At 69.2% G+C, this 14,113-nt stretch carries 18 protein-coding genes; 13 read left to right on the top strand and 5 right to left on the bottom strand.

Annotated features, from left to right (window positions below; translation table 11 throughout):
- The first annotated feature begins 57 nt into the window (after positions 1 to 57).
- The 3 genes from fabF to OUA97_RS06565 all read left to right on the top strand — a co-directional run bounded on the left by fabF (position 58) and on the right by OUA97_RS06565 (position 3,666).
- Complete coding sequence (gene fabF, locus OUA97_RS06575) at positions 58 to 1,341, top strand: beta-ketoacyl-ACP synthase II (RefSeq protein ID WP_267231025.1); 1,284 nt, start codon at positions 58 to 60, stop codon at positions 1,339 to 1,341.
- A complete protein-coding gene (gene mltG / locus OUA97_RS06570) occupies positions 1,338 to 2,417 on the top strand; it encodes an endolytic transglycosylase MltG (RefSeq protein WP_267231024.1) in 1,080 nt (359 codons plus the stop codon). The genes fabF and mltG overlap by 4 nt, the downstream gene beginning before the upstream one ends.
- Before the next feature lie 190 nt (positions 2,418 to 2,607).
- Positions 2,608 to 3,666 carry a DUF2853 family protein gene (locus OUA97_RS06565; RefSeq protein WP_267231023.1) on the top strand — a complete coding sequence of 353 codons (1,059 nt, stop codon included), beginning with the start codon at positions 2,608 to 2,610 and terminating at the stop codon, positions 3,664 to 3,666.
- A gap of 24 nt (positions 3,667 to 3,690) precedes the next feature.
- Here OUA97_RS06565 and OUA97_RS06560 read toward each other — a convergent pair whose 3' ends face one another.
- Complete coding sequence (locus OUA97_RS06560; RefSeq protein WP_267231022.1) at positions 3,691 to 4,104, bottom strand: hypothetical protein; 414 nt, start codon at positions 4,102 to 4,104, stop codon at positions 3,691 to 3,693.
- Positions 4,105 to 4,240: 136 nt separating this feature from the next.
- Between OUA97_RS06560 and OUA97_RS06555 the strand changes: the two genes are divergently transcribed.
- The 3 genes from OUA97_RS06555 to OUA97_RS06545 all read left to right on the top strand — a co-directional run bounded on the left by OUA97_RS06555 (position 4,241) and on the right by OUA97_RS06545 (position 6,361).
- Entirely contained in the window at positions 4,241 to 5,122 is an 882-nt protein-coding gene (locus tag OUA97_RS06555) for a YicC/YloC family endoribonuclease (RefSeq protein WP_267231021.1), read from the top strand.
- A gap of 102 nt (positions 5,123 to 5,224) precedes the next feature.
- Entirely contained in the window at positions 5,225 to 5,881 is a 657-nt protein-coding gene (gene gmk, locus OUA97_RS06550) for a guanylate kinase (RefSeq protein WP_267231020.1), read from the top strand.
- A gap of 204 nt (positions 5,882 to 6,085) precedes the next feature.
- A complete protein-coding gene (locus OUA97_RS06545) occupies positions 6,086 to 6,361 on the top strand; it encodes a hypothetical protein (RefSeq protein ID WP_267231019.1) in 276 nt (91 codons plus the stop codon).
- Positions 6,362 to 6,414: 53 nt separating this feature from the next.
- On the opposite strand, the gene OUA97_RS06540 is transcribed toward OUA97_RS06545, so the two are convergent.
- Together OUA97_RS06540 and pncB are read right to left on the bottom strand one after the other, a co-directional pair.
- Positions 6,415 to 6,753 carry a hypothetical protein gene (locus tag OUA97_RS06540; RefSeq protein WP_267231018.1) on the bottom strand — a complete coding sequence of 113 codons (339 nt, stop codon included), beginning with the start codon at positions 6,751 to 6,753 and terminating at the stop codon, positions 6,415 to 6,417.
- Positions 6,754 to 7,078: 325 nt separating this feature from the next.
- The gene (gene pncB / locus OUA97_RS06535) at positions 7,079 to 8,383 is read right to left on the bottom strand and encodes a nicotinate phosphoribosyltransferase (protein ID WP_267231017.1); all 1,305 of its coding nucleotides are present in this window, start codon (positions 8,381 to 8,383) and stop codon (positions 7,079 to 7,081) included.
- 47 nt (positions 8,384 to 8,430) lie between these two features.
- On the opposite strand from pncB, the gene OUA97_RS06530 reads away from it, so the two are divergent.
- From OUA97_RS06530 to OUA97_RS06500, 7 genes are all read left to right on the top strand, one after another.
- Positions 8,431 to 8,868 (top strand): SRPBCC domain-containing protein, encoded by a 438-nt coding sequence (locus OUA97_RS06530; protein WP_267231016.1) that lies wholly within the window; start codon positions 8,431 to 8,433, stop codon positions 8,866 to 8,868.
- A 44-nt stretch (positions 8,869 to 8,912) separates the two neighbouring features.
- The gene (locus OUA97_RS06525) at positions 8,913 to 9,287 is read left to right on the top strand and encodes a YbaN family protein (RefSeq protein ID WP_267231015.1); all 375 of its coding nucleotides are present in this window, start codon (positions 8,913 to 8,915) and stop codon (positions 9,285 to 9,287) included.
- 48 nt (positions 9,288 to 9,335) lie between these two features.
- Positions 9,336 to 9,518 carry a DUF3606 domain-containing protein gene (locus tag OUA97_RS06520; protein ID WP_183769845.1) on the top strand — a complete coding sequence of 61 codons (183 nt, stop codon included), beginning with the start codon at positions 9,336 to 9,338 and terminating at the stop codon, positions 9,516 to 9,518.
- Between the two features lie 6 nt (positions 9,519 to 9,524).
- Entirely contained in the window at positions 9,525 to 10,292 is a 768-nt protein-coding gene (locus tag OUA97_RS06515) for a sulfite exporter TauE/SafE family protein (protein WP_267231141.1), read from the top strand.
- A 60-nt stretch (positions 10,293 to 10,352) separates the two neighbouring features.
- Positions 10,353 to 10,820: a hypothetical protein gene (locus OUA97_RS06510; RefSeq protein WP_267231014.1), complete on the top strand. Its 468-nt coding sequence runs from the start codon at positions 10,353 to 10,355 to the stop codon at positions 10,818 to 10,820.
- Between the two features lie 90 nt (positions 10,821 to 10,910).
- Positions 10,911 to 11,831 (top strand): hypothetical protein, encoded by a 921-nt coding sequence (locus tag OUA97_RS06505; RefSeq protein ID WP_267231013.1) that lies wholly within the window; start codon positions 10,911 to 10,913, stop codon positions 11,829 to 11,831.
- 19 nt (positions 11,832 to 11,850) lie between these two features.
- A complete protein-coding gene (locus OUA97_RS06500) occupies positions 11,851 to 12,639 on the top strand; it encodes an SDR family oxidoreductase (protein ID WP_267231012.1) in 789 nt (262 codons plus the stop codon).
- Here the strand turns inward: OUA97_RS06500 and rsmA are convergent.
- Together rsmA and OUA97_RS06490 are read right to left on the bottom strand one after the other, a co-directional pair.
- Complete coding sequence (gene rsmA, locus OUA97_RS06495) at positions 12,636 to 13,460, bottom strand: 16S rRNA (adenine(1518)-N(6)/adenine(1519)-N(6))-dimethyltransferase RsmA (protein WP_267231011.1); 825 nt, start codon at positions 13,458 to 13,460, stop codon at positions 12,636 to 12,638. The two genes, OUA97_RS06500 and rsmA, sit on opposite strands and share 4 nt — an antisense overlap.
- Before the next feature lie 105 nt (positions 13,461 to 13,565).
- Positions 13,566 to 14,113, bottom strand: a 548-nt coding sequence (locus OUA97_RS06490; RefSeq protein ID WP_267231010.1) for a hypothetical protein, incomplete at its 5' end; no start/stop codon positions are given.

Here is a 14,113-nt window from a genome sequence, read left to right as displayed (position 1 = left end):
TTTGACCGCCGCGAAGCTCTCCGGAGTTCGCGGCGGTCTGCGTTTGGAGGCCCGCTCATGCGTCGTGTCGTCGTCACCGGCATCGGTTTGCTGACCCCCCTCGGTCAAGGAACCGAGATCACCTGGAAAGCCATCCTGGAGGGCAAGTCCGGGGCGGGCCGCATCACTACCTTCGATCCCACCGACTATGCGTGCCAGATCGCCTGCGAAGTGCCGCGGGTCGATGGGCGTGGCGGCGGCGGCGAGGGCGTGGCCGGATCGTTCAACCCGGACGACACCCTGGCGCCCAAGGACCAGCGGCGAGTCGACGACTTCATCCTCTACGCGATCGCGGCGGCCGACGAGGCCGTGAAGGATTCGGGTTGGGCCCCGGAAACGGAAGAGGACAAGGAACGCACCGGGGTCATCATCGGCTCGGGCATCGGCGGCCTGGCGACCATCGAGAAGACCAGCGTCGAACTGCACGAAAAGGGCCCGCGCCGGGTCAGCCCGTTCTTCATCCCCTCGGCCTTGATCAACCTGGCCTCGGGCCAGGTTTCGATCCGCCACGGCTTCAAGGGCCCGAACCACTCGGTCGTCACCGCCTGCGCCACTGGCGCGCACGCGATCGGCGACGCGGCCCGGCTGATCAAGTACGGCGACGCCGACGTGATGGTCGCCGGCGGCGCCGAGGCCTCGATCTGCCCGGTGGGCGTGGCTGGCTTCATCGCCTGCCGCGCCATGTCGACCAGCTTCAACGACGCCCCGGAAAAGGCCAGCCGCCCGTACGACAAGGACCGTGACGGCTTCGTCATGGGCGAAGGCGCCGGCGTGCTGGTGCTTGAGGAGTACGAGCACGCCAAGGCCCGCGGCGCGAAGATCTACGCCGAAGTCGCCGGCTACGGCCTGGCGGGCGACGCCTACCACATCACCGCCCCGGCCGAGGACGGCGACGGCGGCTTCCGCGCCATGCGCGCGGCGATCAAGGATGCCGGCATCGATGTTTCCGAGATCGACTACATCAACGCCCACGGCACCTCGACGCCGCTCGGCGACGAGATCGAGCTGGGCGCCGTCACCCGCCTGCTCGGCAACGCGGCCAAGGACCTGACCATGTCGTCGACCAAGTCGGCGACCGGCCACCTGCTCGGCGCCGCCGGGGCGATCGAATCGGCGTTCACGGTGCTGGCGATCCGCGACCAGGTCGCGCCGCCGACCATCAACCTCGACAACCCGTCGGTCGAAACCGAGATCGACCTGGTCCCGAACAAGGCCAAGCCGATGAAGATCGACATCGCCCTGTCCAACAGCTTCGGGTTCGGCGGCACCAACGCCTCCGTGGTGTTCAAGAAGGTCTCGTGAGCCGCAAGCCGCGCAAGTCGGCCGCCCGCGGGCGGCGTAAGCCGTCGGGGGCCCTGCCGCCTGCGCGCAGGTTCAGGATCATGCTGGGCAGTGCGGCCGCGACGCTGGGCGTCGTCGCCGCGCTGGTCCTGGCCTGGGCCCTGTGGTCCTACCAGGGGCCGGGCCCGGCGACCGACGGCGGCGAGACCCGTGTTGTCATGCTGCGCAAGGGCGCAGGCCTGACCGAGATCGCTTCGACCCTGGAGCGGTCCGGGGCGATCCGGTCCAAGGCGCTGTTCGCCGCCGCCGCCCAGTTCACCGGCGCGGCCAAGGCGCTGAAAGCCGGCGAGTACGAGTTCAAGAGCCGCGCCTCGCTGGCCTCGATCCTGCGCGACATCCGCGACGGCAAGATCGTGATCCACCAGGTGACGATCCCCGAAGGCATGACCTCGGAGGCTGCGGTCGCGACCCTGATGGCGCGGCCGGATCTGAGCGGCGTGGTCGCCGCGCCGCCGGAAGGCTCGATCCTCCCTGAGACCTATCAGTACGAGCGTGGCGAAGACCGCTCGGCGGTGCTCAAGCGGATGATGGATGCGCGCGACGAGCTGCTGGCCCTGCTGTGGGAGAAGCGTCAGCCCGGCCTGCCGATCAAGACGCCGGAAGAGGCGGTGATCCTGGCCTCGATCGTGGAGAAGGAAACCGGCATCGCCAGCGAGCGTCCGCAGGTCGCTGCGGTCTTCGTCAACCGGCTGCGCAAGGGCATGCGGCTGGAGAGCGATCCGACGATCATCTACGGGCTGAACGGCGGCAAGCCGCTGGGCCGCGGGCTGCGCGCCTCGGAGATGGCCCAGCCGAACCCGTACAACACCTATCAGATCGACGGCCTGCCGCCGACGCCGGTCGCCAATCCGGGCCGCGCCGCGCTGGCGGCCGTGCTCGACCCGCCGGCGAGCGACCACCTGTTCTTCGTCGCGGACGGCAGCGGGGGGCACGTCTTCGCCGCCACCTATGACGATCATCTGAAGAACGTGGCCAAATGGCGCGTGGTGGAAAAGCAGCGGGCCGACGCCGCGCTTCAGCAAAAGGGCGGTCGCTAGTCGGCGCTACGAGCTGGACAACGAGGGGCGGCAAGCGGCGCCGCAGATTCCTAAGGTAAATCCCTCGACCCACTCCGCAAACGGCCCTAGCGCCCGCTTCTCGCCATGGTCCTATCGGTGTGAGGTCGATCCTGGACGCGAGCCTTCGCGCCCCCGTTCGACGCCCGTCAAACGGATCGGAGGACAGGCCATGGCGGAAGATTGGGCCATCGACGTCAGGAAATACGTACCCAACGCCGATTCCAAGGTGATCGACGCGATCGTCAGGTATTGCGGGATCGCGCTGCACAACCGCGATTCGTCGCTAGTTTCCTACACCGAACCCGAAGAACTGCGGCGGGTTCGCGAGAACTATCTGAAAAAGAAGCTCGGCTTGACGCACAGCGACGCTGAGCTGGACGAAGCCATCGCCGAGGTCGGCGATCGGATGAGCGGGGACCGGACCAAGAACCGGGTGACGGTCTATTACCTGCTGGCCGAGCACTTCCGGAAGCTGTCGGTGTTCGGCGGCACGGACGTGGCCGGCGGCGTCGGCAAGGCGGCGATTGCGGCCGGAGCCCTCGGGGCCGGCGCAGCGGCGTCGGTGGCGAGCGCGGCGACCGACGCCTCGGCGACCGTCGCCGACTTCGGTGAGCGCATCCACCGCGTCGAAGACCGCCCGCCACCTGCCGCGCCGGTCTATGCGCGCGGGGCGACCGCGACTCCGGCGCGCCGCTCGGGCATGGGGGCCTGGCTCCCCTGGCTGCTCGGCCTGGCCGCGCTGGCCTTGTTGGCCTGGTTCTTTCTCGGCCGACAGTCGACAGCGCCGACCGCCCCGGTCGCCGAGGTGAGGCCCGCGGCCCCCGCCGTGGCCCCGGTGACGACCGCGCCGGCGCAGACCGTTGCGCCGGTCCCGGTTGCTCCGACGCCGGTGGCGCCCGCCGCCATCGTCGGCTTGCCCGCCAATGTCCACTTCGCCCTGGGCTCGGCGGCCATCAGCCCGGACGATGGCCGCCTCATCGAGGAAGCCGCCGCGGCGATCAAGCAGGACAACCTGCGGGTCGGCATCACCGGCTACACCGATCGCACCGGGAACCTGCCGCTGAACGAGCGTCTGGCCCAGCAACGGGCCGAGGCGGTTCGTGACCGGCTCGTCGCGGCCGGGGTGCCGGCCGCCAGCATCGAGATGGTGGCGCCGACCGCCGTCGAGAACGGGCCGGCTACGACACCCGACTTCGAGGCGCGACGCGTCGAGATCGTTCGTCGTTGAGGCCGACTGCGCTTGCGGCCCGCGCTAACCGCGCGGGCTGCGGCGTGCCCGGAACACAGGCAGGATCACAGCGTACCCCAGCAGAGCCAGGGAGATCCAAGCCGCCGTGCGCTCATTGGGCCTGGCCAGATCGGCGGCGAAGAACCGGCGGAAGAAGGTCAGCTCGACCACCGCCAGGACGAACAGCATCAGCACCGCTCCGACGCCGACCGCCAGCCGCGGGGGGATGGCGGGGGGAACCGCAAAGGCCCGGACCGCGAACCCGGCCCAGGGCAGCAGGGCGAAGGCCACGATCAGCGCTCCGGCGATGTGGCCGAACACCGGCTCGACGCCGACGAGGTCCAGCAGATCCCGCACCAGCCGCGCCACCCCAAGTGAAGTGAACAGCGCGCAGAAGTAGATCGCGGCGGCGCCGGCGACTTGTCTGAAGGCGCCCATGGCGGTCTCCATCTTGTCCAGGTTGCAACTTGACGCTGAAGCGGCCGATGAGTCGACGATAGATGTCCGTTTGGGTTGGCCTGACGGTTCGAGCGCCGTGTAGACTTCGCGCGATTGTGCAGCTTCGAGGGCTTCCATGCCGCTATCTGGAATGACGGGATTCGGCCGGGCCGAGGGCGCGGCGGGGGACTGGACCTGGGCGGTCGAAGCGCGTTCGGTCAACGGACGCAACCTCGAGGTCCGCTTCCGGGGGCCGCCGGGCTTCGACCAGTTGGATCGCGCTGCGCGCGACGGGGCCCAGGCGCGGTTCGCCCGCGGCCAGGTGAACGTCGGCGTGCAGGCCAAGCGCACCGACAGCGGCGTCGAGGTCCGCATCAATGAGGGCGTTCTCGCCCGCTACCTGGCGATGGGCGAAGGCCTGATCGCGGCGGGCCGGGCCGGGCCGCCGAGCCTGGACGGACTGCTGGCGCTGCGCGGAGTGATCGAGGCGGCCGAAGGCGACGACGATCCGGAGGCCCAGGCGGCGCTGCAGGCGGCCATCGCGTTGTCGATCGGCGCGGCGCTGGAGGCGCTGGCCGCCTCGCGGCGGGAGGAGGGGCTGGCGCTGACCGCTGTCCTGATCGGCCTTGTGGATAAGATCGAGGCCCTGGTGGGCGAGGCCCAGGGTCTGGCCGACGAGCAGCCGGCGACGATCAAGGACCGCTTCGCGCGGCGACTGGCCGAACTGATCGGCGAGGCGGCCGGCGAGGACAAGATCGTCACCGAGGCCGCGGCCATGGCGGTGAAGGCCGACGTCCGCGAGGAACTGGACCGCTTGCGCGCCCACGTGGAGGCCGCCCGCGGACATATCGTCGCCGAAGGGCCGCAGGGGCGGCGGCTGGACTTCCTGACGCAGGAGTTCATGCGCGAGGCCAACACCCTGTGCTCGAAATCGGCGCTGGGGGCTTTGACCACGGTCGGCTTGGAGCTCAAGGCGACCATCGAGCAGTTTCGCGAGCAGGTGCAGAACGTCGAGTAGTCGGGGCTGGCGGCCAAACAGCCCTCATGCCGCGCATCGAGCCCCTTCCGCTGAAAGGCCAGTATCTGTTAAGCGGCGCTCCGAACGTGCGAAGAGTGACGAATGACTGACGGACACGACCACCCCAGGCCTTGGGAAACCACCCGCCGGGGGATGATGCTGCTGGTGTCCTCGCCGTCGGGGGCGGGCAAAACCTCGCTGTCGCGGCGGCTGGTGGCCGACCACAGCGACCTCATGCTGTCGATCTCGTGCACCACGCGGGCGCCGCGGCCGGGCGAGGAGGAGGGGCGCGAATACTATTTCGTGGACCGCCCGACCTTCGACGCGATGATTGCCCGCGGCGAGTTCCTGGAATGGGCCGATGTGCACGACAACCGCTACGGCACGCCCAAGGCGCCGGTGATGGCTGCGCTGGAGGCCGGCAAGGACGTGCTGTTCGACATCGACTGGCAGGGCGCCAAGCAGGTGGCCGACGCCGCGCCCGCCGACAGCGTTCGGGTGTTCATCCTGCCGCCATCCTGGGAGGACCTGTCGCGCCGGCTGCACGCGCGGGCCCAGGACAGCGAAGATGTCATCCAGAAGCGCCTGGTGAAGGGCAAGGACGAGATCGAACACTGGCGGCTCTACGACTACGTCATCGTCAACAAGAACTTCGATCGCGCCTATGCCGACCTCGGGCACATCTACCGCTCGGAGCGGATGAAGCCGGGCCGCAACCCGTGGCTGCCCGAGTTCGTCGAGGGCCTGCTGGCGGAGTAGGCCGCGCCCTCCACGCCGTGTGTCCCCAAGGCGTTCACAGGAATTCGCCGCCTGTGGACGCCTCTTCTGTTCAGGGATCCGCCGACTCTTCCGATGCTGGCCGTTCGCGCTCTCCCGTGAGTTGGAAGGGCGTCGCCGGAATCAACCCAGACGGAGTCGCACATGCCTTCATGTTCTGCTTTTGTTCTGCCGCTGGAGGCGAGCATGACGGACGAGAACTGGAGCGACGTGCAGCACGAACCGCTGTTGGCTTGCGTGGGATTGGATCGGCACCTGGTGGCGCGCTGCGCCTCGCCAGGGTGCGCGCGGGCCGCGCCGTGCGACCCGAGTCATTGGGTGGCCCAGGGGCTGGGGGGATTGCCGCTACGGGCCTTCACCGATCGCATGCGTTGCGTCTGCGGCGGCCGGCGGGCGCAGCTGACGGTGGCGGCCGGGCCGCTGCCGGATCGCGCGCGCGGCGACGTCTACGTTTTCCGCTAGGCGGGGAAAGACGAGCGCGCCCCGGCTGGAGCCCAAGGCGCGCTCGCAGCGCTCTACTTCTTCAGCATCGCCTGCAGTTCGGCTGCCGTGGCGTTGATCGTCGCCGAGCCGTCGGCGATCGCCAGCTTGCTGGTTTCGACCGCGAAGGTGTCGGCGCCCATCTTGATCGTCGCGACCTGCTGGCCGGCGGCGTCGGGTTTCACTTCGGTGACGGTGCCGATGCTGGCGCCGGTCTTGTCCTTGACGGTCGCGCCGACGGCCAGGGTCGCGGCGGTGGCGCTGGCGTCCTTCGCCGGCGGGGCGGTCGGCTCAGAAGCCGCGTCTTGAGCGAAGGCCGGAGCGGCGAGGGCGAGGGCGAGGGCCGCAGCCCCGTAGGTGAGAATGGAACGCATGAGGTCTCCCGTACATCTGTGAGGCCTCCCCCGAGGCGTTCTCAAGCTGAGGGCGCATTTCGGCGGTCAAACGACCACGATAAGGCATTATCGTGTCATGGGTATGATTGCCATGGCCATGCAATATGGCCATTGCGAACATTATTATAGCAACGGGTATGACTCAGAACCGCGCTCCGCGAGGGAGTCGGTTGAATCGACGCCTGGCCTGACTTTGCCGTTTCCACGCGCAGCGCCTGCGCTCGGAACAGCCCCGGAGACAGTTGAGGGAAGCGCATCGGTCCCGTTTTGGTTGCGGGCTGGAGTGTGGCGCATTGGCGCAGGCCTAGACGCTGACCGGGTGCGCGTGGCGGCCGGCCTCGCCGAAGACGCGGAGATAGCGGGCGATCTCGGTCGGAGCGCCGGTGGCTTTCTCGGGGTTGTCCGACAGCTTCACGGCGGGGCGCCCGTTTGCGTCGGTGACCTTGCAGACCAGCGAAATAGGATCGAGGGCCTCGCCGCCGCCTGGCAGGCAGCCCTTGAAGTCGTTGGTCAGGTTGGTGCCCCAGCCGAAGCTCATTCGCACGCGGCCGGTGAAGTGGCGGTGGGCCTCCTCGATCGAGTCGATGTCCATGCCGTCGGAGAACACCAGCAGCTTCTCGCGCGGGTCGCGGCCCTTGGCCTTCCACCAGGCGATGATCTCCTCGCCGCCCTCGATCGGCGGGGCGCTGTCCGGGCGAAAGCCGGTCCAGTCGGCGACCCAGTCGGGTGCATCGGCCAGGAAGGCGCGGGTGCCAAAGGCGTCGGGCAGGGCGACCAGCAGGTTGCCGCCATAGGTGCGCCGCCACTCGTCGAGCACGCGATAGGGCGCGGCGCGCAGCTCCTCATCGGTGTCGGCCAGGGCGGCGGCGACCATCGGCAGTTCGTGGGCGTTGGTGCCGATCGCCTCGAGGTCGCCGTCCATGGCCAGCAGCACATTGGAGGTGCCGAGCACGGCGTCGCCCAGTCCTTCCTTCAGCGCCTCGACGCACCAGCGCTGCCAGAGGAAGGAATGGCGGCGGCGGGTCCCGAAGTCGGAGATCAGCAGGCCGTCCAGCTTGCGCAGCCGCTCGACCTTCTCCCAGAGCTTGGCCTTGGCGCGGGCGTAGGTGATGTCGAGCGCAAAGCGACCCTCTCCGCGTAGCACCGCCCGAGTGCGCAGTTCGTTGATGATCGCCAAGGCCGGGATCTCCCACATGGTGGTGTGGGTCCAGGGGCCGTGGAAGCTGAGCTCGTACTGGCCGTCGCGCTTGGTGAGCTCGTAGGGCGGCAGGCGGAAGTCGGCGAGCCAGGCGATGAAACCCGGTTTGAACATCTGGGTCTCGCCGTAGAACGTGTTGCCGGCCAGCCAGATCAGCTCCTTCTTCGAGAACGACAGGGTGCGGGCATGGTCGAGCTGGGCGCGCAGCTCGCCTTCGTCGACGATGTCGGCCAGGCGCACGTGGCGGCTGCGGTTGATCAGCGAGAAGGTGGCCTGGACGTCCGGGTGCAGGCTCCAGATCAGCTGCAGCATCAGCAGCTTGTAGAAGTCGGTGTCCAACAAGCTGCGGATGATGGGGTCGAGCCGCCAGCCGTGATTGTAGGTCCGCGTCGCGAGGTCGGTGAGCGCCATGGCGCGACAATGGCAGCCGCCGCGCAGTTTGCGAATATAGTCGCGCCATGCATCAGATCCGCGCCGAGTCGATTATTCCGGCCAGCCCCGAGCAAGTGTGGGCGGTGCAGGTCGACTTCGCCCGCTATGGTGAGTGGAACCCGCTGAACCTTGAGGTCGACGGCGAAGCCAAGGTCGGGACCAGGGCGCGGATGGTGTTCCGCAACCTGGCGGGCCAGGGCGTTATCCGCCAAACCGTGCGTATCGTCGCGGCCGAGCCGGGACGGGAGCTGGCTTGGTCAGGACATGTGCCATTGCTGTTCGCTGGCCGCCACGGCTTTCTGCTGACCCCGCACACGGGCGGCACGCATGTGCTGCACACCGAACTGCTGGGTGGGCTGCTGCCAGCGACCTGGAGCAAGGCGAAGATCGCGCGCGACTTCGTCCCCGCCTACGAGGCGGTGAATATGGCCTTGGCCGAACGGCTTGCAGATTTGGCCGACTGACCCCCTATCGCGACGGCTGTTTTTGAGAGAAATTCTCAATTGGCATGACGCGCGCGCTTTATCTGGTTCTGGGGTTGGGGTTTACGGGTCTGGGCATCGCCGGGGCGTTCCTGCCGCTGCTGCCGACCACGGTGTTCCTGATCCTGGCGGCGGGCTGCTTCGCCAGGTCCTCGCCGCGGCTGGAGGCCTGGATCCTCAACCACAAGCAATTCGGGCCGCTGGTGCGCGATTGGCGCGCGCACGGGGCGATCCCGCGCAAGGCCAAGGTGCTGGCCTGCACAGGCATGGCAGGGGGATTCGTGATCTTCTTTCTGTCGGCGCACCCGGCGACTTGGCTGGCGCTGGCGGTGGCCGGGGTGCTGGGCCTGTGCGCGGCCTTCGTGGTCAGTCGGCCGAGCGGCTCGCGGCCTGGCGGGTAGGCGCCGCGCCGCGGACTTGATAGGCCAGGGCCGATCACGGAGGCGATCATGGCCGAACCCAAGGGCAAGCGGGATTTCCGCGACAACGTACGGCTGGACGTGCGCGAACGTCACGAGGTGGCGTTCTGGGCCAAGCGCTGGGGTGTCAAGCCCGAGCAGGTGATCGCCGCGCACCGCAAGGTCGGCCACAACGTCAAGGACATCGCCGCCGAACTCGGCAAGCGGAAATAATCCCCGCTGCTGACCGATCCCTTCTTCTACGCCGTGGCGATCCCGGCGGTGATCCTGCTGGGCCTGGCCAAGGGCGGGTTCTCCGGCATCGGGGTCATCGCCGTGCCGATGATGGCGCTGGCGATCTCGCCGGTGCTGGCGGCCTCGATCACCCTGCCGATCCTGATCGTGCAGGATGTGGTCAGCGTCTGGTCGTTCCGCAAAACCTGGGACAAGACCGTCCTGGCGGTGATGCTGCCGAGCGCGACGGGTGGAATCGCGCTCGGCTACTCGCTGGCGGCGTTCGTCAAGCCTGGGGCCGTGGAACTGGCGGTGGGCGCGGTCTCCATCGTGTTTGCGCTGATGCGGCTGTGGGCCGAGCGGGGTTCCGCCCCGGCCAAGCCGGCCAAACCCGAGAAGCTGCCCTGGCGCGGGGTGTTGGCCGGCGTCGTCGCCGGCTTCACAAGCCAGATCGCCCATGCCGGCGGACCGCCGTTCCAGATCTATGTCATGCCCAAGAACCTGCCGCGCGACGTGTTCATCGGCACCAGCGCGATCTTCTTCGCTGTCGTGAACTGGATGAAGGTCCCGGCCTATTGGGCATTGGGCCAGTTCACCCGCGAGGCGCTGATGACGGCCCTCGTCCTGCTGCCGCTGGCCATCGCCTCGACCGCGGCGGGCGTCTGGCTGGTGCGGCGCGTTCCGGCCGGGAATTTCTACCGGATCATCTACGTCCTGCTGATCGCGGTCGGCGCCAAGCTGGCCTGGGACGGCGCGGCCTCTCTCCTTGGCTAGCGCCTTACGAGCGCCCATATCGGCTGCTTAAGCTGCAGTGCGCTTGGAGGCGCCTTTAGCATGCGTACGCGTACCCTTCTGGCGGCTTCGGCCGCACTCGCCTTCGCCGCCGGCGTCGCCCAGGCCCAGGAGGCGATGAGCACCGCCGGCGCCACGGGAGTCGCCCCCTCGGAGATCAACCTGGCCGCGGCCGAGCCGGCGGCTCCCGCCGTTACCGCTCCGCCGGCCGAGACGCTCGACACCGCCGAACAGATCAAACGCTGGCTGGCCGACTCGCCTGCCGCTGGGCCAGAGGAAGCCTACGGCGATGGCGTGCGGCTCGGGCGAGATCGTCAAATCCACGGCGAGGTCGGTGTCGCAGTGGGTACGGGCGGCTATCGCAGCGGCTACATCACCAGCGTCATGCCGATCGGCGAGACCGGAACCCTGGCCCTGACCTTCGGCCAGGAGAAGAACGGCTATCGCTCCTATTGGGACGCCGGGCGGCCCTACGGCGCGTTCGACTATGGCTATGGCCCGGGACGCTGACGCATTTCAAACGGTTGTTTGAGGTGAGGGGGCGTGGCTCTATAGGAGGCTGAGCGCCGCTGGGCGCCGCCGCCAAAAGGAGGACGCCCCATGAGCTTCGATACGCCCCTCAGCCTTGCCGGTCCGCTGCGCAAGCCGCTGCAGATGTTGGCCGACCAGGAGTATGGTGGGCACTCGTCGATCCACGACGACGCCATGGCCGAGAAGCTCGGCTTCCGGGCCGGGCCGATCGAGGGGCCGACGCACTTCAGCCAGTTTCAGCCGCTGCTGGCCAAGATCTGGGGCCAGCGCTGGTACGAGAGCGGCTGCATCTCCTCCCACTTCCTGAACATGGTCGTCGAGGGCGAGGAGGTCCGCGCCTTTGCCGAGATCCCGCCAGAGGGCGCGACGCGGACCCGTGTCTGGGCCGAGAAGGCGGACGGCACCCCGGTGCTGGAGGCCAGCGCCAGCGTCGGTCCGCAGACCGAGCCCAGCCTGCTGGAAGCGCGGATGGCGGCGCTGCGTCCGCCCGGCAAGCTGCTGATCCTGGAGGATCTGAAGGTCGGCATGACAGGGGCCAAGGACGAGCGGGTGAAGATGGACGCCGACCAGAACATGGGCGCGCTCTATCCGTTCAGCCTGAACCAGAAGCTGGCCAAGATCACCGAGACCTCGCCCTGGTACACGGACGGCGCGGCCTCGCCCTGGGGCCGGGCGATCATCCCGTTCGAGATGCTGAGCGTGCTGTTCGAATATTCGAGCCGGGAGGCGGCGTTCCCGGTCAAGGGGCCGGCGGTCGGGCTGTTCGCCGACCAGGAGATCAAGCTGATCGACGGGCCGCTGTTCGTCGGCGAGGAGTATGTCCTGCGGCGCGAGATCGTCGCGCTGGCCGAGAGCAAGCGCACCGAATCCTATTGGGTGCGCACGCGGGTGTTCGACGCCAAGGGTGAGAAGCAAGTCGCCCAGATGCTGCTGAACCATGCCAGCATGAAGAACTCGTACGCCGGCTATGCCGACGCCGCCCAAGCCTGATCAATAGGGACGCTCATCAATGGAACTCAAGGACAAGGTCGTCGTCGTCACCGGCGGCGCCGAGGGGATCGGCGCGGGCCTGGCGCGCCGCTTTGCGCGCGAAGGCGCCAAGGCGGTGATCGTGGCCGACCGTAACGGCGAGGGCGCCGCGGCGGTCGCCAAGGAGATCGGCGGCGAGGCGGTGACGCTGGACGTCAGCGACGGCGCGGCGGTGGCGGCGATGGTGGCGGACATCGAGGCGCGCCATGGCGGCATCGATCTCTTCTGCTCGAACGCCGGGGTCGGCGACGGCGATCCGGACAAGCAGAGCGCCGCCTCCTCGCCGGACGCTGTGTGGAACCGCGCCTGGAACGTCAACGTCATGGCCCACGTCCACGCGGCGCGGGCGGTGATCCCGGGCATGCAGGCGCGGGGCGGCGGCTACCTACTCAACACCATCTCGGCGGCAGGGCTGCTCTCGCAGATCGGCGGGGCGGTCTACTCCACGACCAAGCACGCGGCGGTGGGCTTTGCCGAGTCGCTGGCCATCACCCACGGCGACCAGGGCATCAAGGTCTCGATCCTGTGCCCGCAGGGCGTGGACACGGCGATGCTGCGCCAAGGGGATTCGGCCTCGCAACCGCAGAACCTCGACGGCGTGCTGACCCCCGACGACGTCGCCGAGAGCGTGGTCCAGGGGCTGGCGGCCGAGAGCTTCCTGATCCTGCCGCATCCGGTCGTGCTGACCTACATGCAGCGCAAGACCGCCGACTATGACCGCTGGATCGGCGGCATGCGGCGGCTGCGGGCCAAAATGTTCGGCGGCTAGGTTGCGATCAGCGCGTCGGCGAGCGCCAGGAAGCCTGGGATGTCGATCGTTTCGGCGCGGGCTTCGGGCGCGATGCCGGCCGCCTCGCAGAGCTCCGCGCCGCCCAGCACCTTGAGGCTGGAGCGCAGCATCTTCCGGCGCTGGCCGAAGGCCGCGGCGGTGACCCGCTGGAGCGCGTCGAGGCGCTCGCTCGCAGGGCGGTCGGCGCGCGGCGTCAGGCGAGCGACCGCCGAGGCGACCTTGGGCGGCGGGGTGAAGGCGCGGGCCGGCACGTCCATGACCACCGCGGTATGGCTAGTCGCCTGGGCGATGACCGAGAGCCGGCCATAGGCCTCGGAGCCGGGCTCGGCGGCGACCCGATCGGCGACTTCCTTTTGGAACATCAAAGTCATGGAGGCAGGCGTGAAGGCGCCTGTCAGCCATTTGATCAGCAGCGGCGTGCCGACGTTGTAGGGCAGGTTGGAGACGATGTGGGCGGGCGCGCCGGCGGCCACGGCGGCCTCATCGGTCTTGAGCGCGTCCTCCAGCCGGACGGTGAGCGCTCCGCCGGAGGCGACTGAGAGTTCTTCAAGCAGCGGGGCGAAGCGGGGGTCGGCCTCGATGGCGGTGACCCGGGCCCCGGTCTCAAGCAGGGCGCGGGTCAGGCCGCCGGGGCCCGGGCCGACCTCGATGACATGATCCCCGGCGCCGACCTCCGCCAGGCGGGCGATCTTCCGCGTGATGTTGAGGTCGAGCAGGAAGTGCTGCCCGAAGCTCTTCTTGGCCAGAAGGTCGTGCTCGGCGAGGGTTTCACGCAGGGGCGGGAGCTGGTCGAGGGTCATCGCAGCCGCAATAGCAGGCGCGGGGCGCGAAGGGCAGAGGGACGGCCTCGTTCGAACGGGGGAAGCGGCGTTCGTTTCTGGACCGTTAGCGCGCGTGCAGGCCGGCTAAGGGCGTTTCGGCGTCAAGGCGTGAAGCCGCTGATAGAGCGCGTTCGCCGCCTCGTCCTTCGGGGCGATGGCCCAGGCCTGGGCGGCGCAGGCGAAGGCGCGCTCCAGGTGCTCTGCGTTGCGGCGCTGGGCTTCGAAGAGGTCGGCGTGCGCGGAGCCTTCCATGAGCGCGACGATCGCCCGTTGGCGCTCGTCCAAGGGTCGGCGGGCGAAGCGCAGGTCGGCCAGGGTGGCCAGCGAACCGCGCGGGTCCTTGGCCTCACGCTGGAAGCGGGCGAGATGGACGGCGATGTCGCCCTGCGGCCAGGCGCCGGCCGCGACGGCGGCGTCACGCCAGCCGCCCGCGATGGCGACCCCGGCGTTCCAGGCTCCGCAGCGTTTCAGCGCCTTGGCGCGGACATGGCGGACGTCCCGGTCCGGCGTCTCGCCGGCGCGGGGGGGGGGGGGGGGGGGCCCGCCCCCCCCCCCACCCCCCCCCCCCCCCCCCCCCCAACCCCCCCCCCCCCCCCCCCCCCCCCCCCCCCCCCCCCCCCGGGGGGGGGGGG

The organism is Phenylobacterium sp. 58.2.17, assembly GCF_026411515.1.
Classification (GTDB): Bacteria; Pseudomonadota; Alphaproteobacteria; order Caulobacterales; family Caulobacteraceae; genus Phenylobacterium.
The sequence above is the reverse complement of the archived record's forward strand: the minus strand, read 5'-3'. Positions and strand labels throughout refer to the sequence as shown.

Coding starts and splice junctions, on each gene's coding strand:
- OUA97_RS06520 (WP_183769845.1), top strand. CDS start 9,336: ATGGCCGAACCCAAGGGCAAGCGGGATTTCCGCGACAACGTACGGCTG.
- OUA97_RS06555 (WP_267231021.1), top strand. CDS start 4,241: ATGCCGCTATCTGGAATGACGGGATTCGGCCGGGCCGAGGGCGCGGCG.
- OUA97_RS06510 (WP_267231014.1), top strand. CDS start 10,353: ATGCGTACGCGTACCCTTCTGGCGGCTTCGGCCGCACTCGCCTTCGCC.
- OUA97_RS06560 (WP_267231022.1), bottom strand. CDS start 4,104: ATGGGCGCCTTCAGACAAGTCGCCGGCGCCGCCGCGATCTACTTCTGC.
- OUA97_RS06530 (WP_267231016.1), top strand. CDS start 8,431: ATGCATCAGATCCGCGCCGAGTCGATTATTCCGGCCAGCCCCGAGCAA.
- OUA97_RS06565 (WP_267231023.1), top strand. CDS start 2,608: ATGGCGGAAGATTGGGCCATCGACGTCAGGAAATACGTACCCAACGCC.
- OUA97_RS06505 (WP_267231013.1), top strand. CDS start 10,911: ATGAGCTTCGATACGCCCCTCAGCCTTGCCGGTCCGCTGCGCAAGCCG.
- gmk (WP_267231020.1), top strand. CDS start 5,225: ATGACTGACGGACACGACCACCCCAGGCCTTGGGAAACCACCCGCCGG.
- OUA97_RS06525 (WP_267231015.1), top strand. CDS start 8,913: ATGACGCGCGCGCTTTATCTGGTTCTGGGGTTGGGGTTTACGGGTCTG.
- fabF (WP_267231025.1), top strand. CDS start 58: ATGCGTCGTGTCGTCGTCACCGGCATCGGTTTGCTGACCCCCCTCGGT.
- OUA97_RS06540 (WP_267231018.1), bottom strand. CDS start 6,753: ATGCGTTCCATTCTCACCTACGGGGCTGCGGCCCTCGCCCTCGCCCTC.
- OUA97_RS06545 (WP_267231019.1), top strand. CDS start 6,086: ATGACGGACGAGAACTGGAGCGACGTGCAGCACGAACCGCTGTTGGCT.
- OUA97_RS06500 (WP_267231012.1), top strand. CDS start 11,851: ATGGAACTCAAGGACAAGGTCGTCGTCGTCACCGGCGGCGCCGAGGGG.
- pncB (WP_267231017.1), bottom strand. CDS start 8,383: ATGGCGCTCACCGACCTCGCGACGCGGACCTACAATCACGGCTGGCGG.
- rsmA (WP_267231011.1), bottom strand. CDS start 13,460: ATGACCCTCGACCAGCTCCCGCCCCTGCGTGAAACCCTCGCCGAGCAC.